Annotated in this window: 2 protein-coding genes; one reads left to right on the plus strand and one right to left on the minus strand. The window is 76.3% G+C overall.

The window, feature by feature from the left end:
- Nucleotides 1-761, plus strand: a 761-nt coding sequence (locus EGM46_RS14450; RefSeq protein WP_125100819.1) for a cysteine desulfurase family protein, incomplete at its 5' end; no start/stop codon positions are given.
- Here EGM46_RS14450 and EGM46_RS14455 read toward each other — a convergent pair.
- On the minus strand, nt 673-1852 hold a 1180-nt coding region (locus tag EGM46_RS14455), incomplete at its 5' end, for a DUF4192 family protein (RefSeq protein ID WP_206427599.1). The genes EGM46_RS14450 and EGM46_RS14455 overlap by 89 nt on opposite strands.

Here is a 1852-nt window from a genome sequence, read left to right on the forward strand (position 1 = left end):
CCGTGCAGCCGATCCAGGAGATCGCGGCCGCGGCCCGCGCCCGCGGCGTGCTCGTGCACACGGACGCGGTGCAGGCGGCGGCGACCCTGCCGGTCTCGTTCAGCGATCGCGGGATCGTGGACGCCGAGTCGCTGGGCCGTGCCGCGCCCTGGCCTGGCGACGCCGTCGACGCGCTGACGATCGCCTCGCACAAGTTCGGCGGGCCGCAGGGCGTCGGCGCGCTCCTCGTGCGGACGCGCCTGCCGCTTGAGCCGCTGCTGCACGGCGGCGGGCAGGAGCGCGGGCTCCGCTCCGGCACCGAGAACGTCGCGGGGATCGCCGGCTTCGGAGCTGCCGTCGCCGCCGTGCACGCGCAGATCGGGCAGCGCGCGCTCGCGCTCATGCGGTGCCGCGACGCGCTGATCGACGCGGTGCTCGCCGGCGTGCCCGGTGCGTGCCTCACCGGCGACCCCGACGAGCGGCTGCCCGGCCACGCCTCCTTCACGGTCGCTGGGGTGAGCGGGGAATCCCTGCTCGTCGCGCTCGACGCCGCGGGGCTCGCCGTGTCCTCCGGCTCGGCGTGCGCGGCCGGCCGCTCCGATCCCTCACCCGCGCTCCTCGCAATGGGGATCGACCCGGACACCGCTCAGTCCGCGTTGCGCTTCACCCTGCCAGGCGAGATCTCCGACGCGGTCATCGCGCGGCTGGTCTCGGTGATGAGCGCTGAGGTGGCGCGTGCAGGAGCGCTGCGGCGCGCACGAGGTGGCTCGGCACCGCGGTGAGCTCGCGGAGCATCGGGACCAGCGGATTCGCTGGTTCGGCGCGGTACGCCGCGTCGAGCTGCCGCTCGGCGACGCTCTGCAGGCCCGTGAGCCACCACGTCCATGCGCTCAGCGCGTAGAGCGAGGCACGGAGCGGTGGTGGGCACACGGCGAGCGACTCCGACAGCCGCTCGCGCACGAGCGGCAACCGCTCCGCGTCCGTGAACGCCGGGGACGCGTGCGCGAGGAGCCGATGCACCGACCACCCGCCGCGCGGGCCCCGGTCGATGGGGAGCGCCGCGAACTCGTGCGCCGCCCGGCTGCCCGGCGCCACCGCAGCCGCCAGACGGTGGCGCCCGAAGAGGCTGAGCGCGGTGACGCACCACACCCGGTGGTCGCGGAGCTCCGTGATGAGGCGCGCGATGTGCGCCGCGCTGAGCGGCGCCGCCGAGCGGAGGCCGCGCGCGTGAGCGTCGGCGCGCGCGAGCCACTCGGGATCGCCGAGCGGTGGCTGCCGCAGTGGGGACGCGTGCTCCGGCGGGCTGTCAAGCGCCCGCGCGACCGCCCGCGCCCGTGCGGGCTCTGGTGCGGGGATCGCGCCCAGGTGCCGCTGCTCGGGGAGGGCACCCGTGTGCACCGCGGCGGAGAGCGCGATCGGTGCGAGGGAGAGCTCGCTGAGCGGTCGCCCGCCGCGCGGTGCTCGGTCATCGAGGGAGCTCGCCCAACCGTCTGGCGCGCGGCAGCACAGCTCACGCACCCCGTAGCCAGCGCGGGGCAGCCCGACGCGGAGCGCCTCGGCGAGCCGCCGCCAGGGCGGCCCGGCGCCGGCGAACGGCACATCCGTGACGATGGCGAGTCCCACCGCGACCGGGAGATCAACGGGTGGCGCTGCCGCCAGTGAGTCGAGCGCGGCGCACACGGTGCTGAGTGCGTCGGCTGCCTGCTCGGCGCCGTCCTCCTGCGGCAGATCGATGCGGAGGAGCTCGCGCGAGCGCGTGCCGACGAAGCGCACCACGGCGAGGCTGTTGCGCGGCTCGAAGCCGAGCAAGTGGGGGAGGAGCGCGAGAAAGTCCGCCGGCGTGCGGCAGGTGGACACGTGCGGCGGCTGCGCG

It is taken from the genome of Leucobacter chromiireducens (assembly GCF_003917135.1).
In the GTDB taxonomy this organism is placed as follows: domain Bacteria; phylum Actinomycetota; class Actinomycetes; order Actinomycetales; family Microbacteriaceae; genus Leucobacter; species Leucobacter chromiireducens_A.